This is a genomic window from Streptomyces sp. AF1A (assembly GCF_047340315.1).
In the GTDB taxonomy this organism is placed as follows: Bacteria; Actinomycetota; Actinomycetes; order Streptomycetales; family Streptomycetaceae; genus Streptomyces.
The window spans coordinates 1-2,805 of record NZ_JBLEBI010000336.1; the positions used below are offsets into that span (position 1 = coordinate 1).

At 72.5% G+C, this 2,805-nt stretch carries 2 protein-coding genes and 1 pseudogene; all 3 read right to left on the bottom strand.

The genetic code is table 11. From position 1 onward, the window contains the following. Window positions 1-101: 101 nt before the first annotated feature. Entirely contained in the window at window positions 102-1,412 is a 1,311-nt protein-coding gene (locus ACLU3S_RS36555) for a DUF58 domain-containing protein (protein ID WP_413956281.1), read from the bottom strand. Then, entirely contained in the window at window positions 1,412-2,401 is a 990-nt protein-coding gene (locus ACLU3S_RS36560; protein WP_413956282.1) for an AAA family ATPase, read from the bottom strand. Before ACLU3S_RS36560 ends, ACLU3S_RS36555 begins: the two co-directional genes overlap by 1 nt. Next, window positions 2,401-2,805 (bottom strand): annotated as a pseudogene (locus tag ACLU3S_RS36565) (DUF4350 domain-containing protein); the annotation flags it as partial. The pseudogene ACLU3S_RS36565 and the gene ACLU3S_RS36560, both read right to left, overlap by 1 nt.

Consider the following 2,805-nt stretch of genomic DNA (forward strand, 5'->3'; position numbering starts at 1 on the left):
AATTTTTGAGGGGAAACCCCGCACCATTTCGGTGCGGGGTTTCCCGCGTTTCAGGGGTCTCTGAGCTCCTTCGGGGAGAGATTCTTTCTCCCCGAAGGAGCTCAGAGCCGACCGGCCGCCTTCAATGCCAGGTAGGCGTCCGCCAGGGCCGGCGCAAGGTCATCCGGGGTCGCATCCACCACCGTCACTCCATGCCGGCGCAACTGGTCCGCGGTGTGCTGACGTTCGCGCTGCGCCTGAGCCGCCGACGCGGCCTCGTAGACCGACTCGGTGGTGCCGCGAGCCTTCGACATGCGGGCGATGTGCGGGTCCGCCACTGCGGCCATCAGGACTGTGTGGCGTTGGGTGAGCTGAGGCAGCACGGGAAGCAGGCCCTGCTCCACCGGCGCGGCGTCGAGTGTCGTCAGCAGCACGATCAGGGAACGCCGAGGTGCCGTGCGGAGAGCCGTGGCGGTGAGACCTCTGCTGTCGGTCTCCACGAGTTCCGGTTCGAGCGTGGCCATCGCGTTGACGAGGGACGGCAGGACGTCGCCGGCCGAGCGGCCCTGGACCCGGGCCCGTACACGGCGGTCGTACGCGAGGAGATCCACGCGGTCGCCGGCGCGGGAGGCGAGGGCCGCGAGCAGCAGTGCCGCGTCCATGGCGGCGTCCAGGCGTGGTGCGTCTCCCACCCGGCCGGCGGAGGTGCGGCCGGTGTCCAGCACGAGCAGGATGTGGCGGTCGCGCTCCGGGCGCCAGGTGCGGACGGCGACCGCGGACTGCCGGGCCGTGGCTCGCCAGTCGATCGAGCGGGTGTCGTCTCCCGGGACGTACTCGCGCAGGCTGTCGAACTCCGTTCCCTCACCGCGGGTCAGCACGCTGGTGCGGCCGTCGAGCTCGCGCAGACGGGCGAGTTTCGACGGGAGGTGCTTGCGGCTGGTGAAGGGCGGCAGAACCCGTACGGACCAGGGCACCTTGTGGGCACCCTGGCGGGAGAACAGGCCGAGGGGGCCGTAGGAACGGATCGTCACGCGGTCGGCCAGGCGGTCGCCTCGGCGGGTGGGACGCAGCCGGGTCGTGACGCGCCTGCGCTCTCCCGGGGGGACGCTCAGGCGGTGGCGGGAGGACTCGACCTCCGTGCCGGGCTGCCAACTGCTGGGCGGCCAGGCGTCCCGCAGGTGTGCGCGCAGGGGGCGGCGCGACGGGTTGGTGATGGTGAGCGTGACATCGGCGGTCTCGCCGAGACGGATGGAGGTGTCACCGGAGCGGGCGAGGAGGAGACGTCGTACGGGGGCCGCGAGGGCGTAGTCGCAGGCGCAGGCCAGGGCCAGCGAACCGTTGACCGCGAGGATGCCGGTCCAGCCGGGTTCCAGGATGCCGACGGGGAGCGAGCCGAGGGCCGCGAGGAGGGCGGCGCGTCCGGTGAGTGCCATCAGCGGGGGACCGGGACGTGGGCGAGGATCGCGTTGATCACCGAGTCGGCCGTCACGCCCTCCATCTCCGCCTCGGGACGCAGCTGGATGCGGTGGCGCAGCGTCGGCAGGGCGAGGGCTTTCACGTCGTCGGGGATGACGTAGTCCCGGCCCGTCAGCCAGGCCCAGGCGCGCGAGGTCGCGAGGAGGGCGGTGGCGCCGCGCGGGGACACGCCCAGCGTGAGGGAGGGCGATTCGCGGGTGGCGCGGCAGATGTCGACGACGTAAGCCGTGATCTCGGGGGAGACGGTGGTCTTCGCGACCGCGGCGCGGGCCGCCTCCAGGTCGGCGGGTCCCGCGATGGGGCGTACGCCGGCGGCACGCAGGTCGCGCGGGTTGAAGCCCGAGGCGTGGCGGGTGAGCACGTCGATCTCGTCCTGCCGGGACGGCAGAGGGATCGTCAGTTTGAGCAGGAACCGGTCCAGTTGGGCCTCGGGGAGGGGGTAGGTGCCCTCGTACTCGACCGGGTTCTGGGTCGCGGCGACCAGGAACGGGTCGGGGAGCGGGCGGGGGGTGCCGTCGACCGTGACCTGGCGTTCCTCCATGGCCTCCAGAAGGGAGGACTGGGTCTTGGGCGGGGTGCGGTTGATCTCGTCCGCGAGGAGGAGGTTGGTGAAGACCGGGCCGGGCTGGAAGGAGAACTCGGCGGTGCGGGTGTCGTAGACGAGGGAGCCGGTGACGTCGCTCGGCATGAGGTCGGGGGTGAACTGGACGCGCTTGGTGTCGAGTTCGAGGGCGGAGGCGAGGGCGCGGACGAGCAGCGTCTTGGCGACTCCGGGGACTCCTTCGAGCAGGACGTGTCCGCGGCACAGGAGGGCGACGACGAGGCCGGTCACGGCGGGGTCCTGGCCGACCACGGCTTTCGCGATCTCGGCGCGCAGGGCCTCGAGGGAGGCGCGGGCGGCGTCCGCGTCCCCGGTCTGCCCGGCGTTGTCAGTGGTCGGGTCCATCATGGACGGCGTACCTCTCTTTCGAGGGCGTCGAGTTGGTCGGTCAGTGCGATGAGGGCCGCGTCGTCGCCGGGCGGCGGTCCGAAGAGGAGGGAGTGCAGGGTCTGCCCGTCGCCGGCGAGGTGGGTGGACAGGGCAGGGAGCAGGGCCTCGGGCGTGTGCGCCTGGGCGAGGGGGACGCCGACGAGGGGGGCGAGGCGGGTGCGGGTGGCGGAGCGAAGAGCGGTGGCCGCGCGGTCGCGGGCGTTGGCCTTGCGGTAGAGGCGGGCGCGGCCTTCGGCGGTCTCGGAGGCGCGGATCACGACGGGGAGCCGTTCGGGCACGAGGGGCCCGAAGCGGCGGCCCCGCCAGAAGGCGGCGAAGGCAGCCGCGATGAACAGTTGGAAGGCGCCCCACAGCCATCC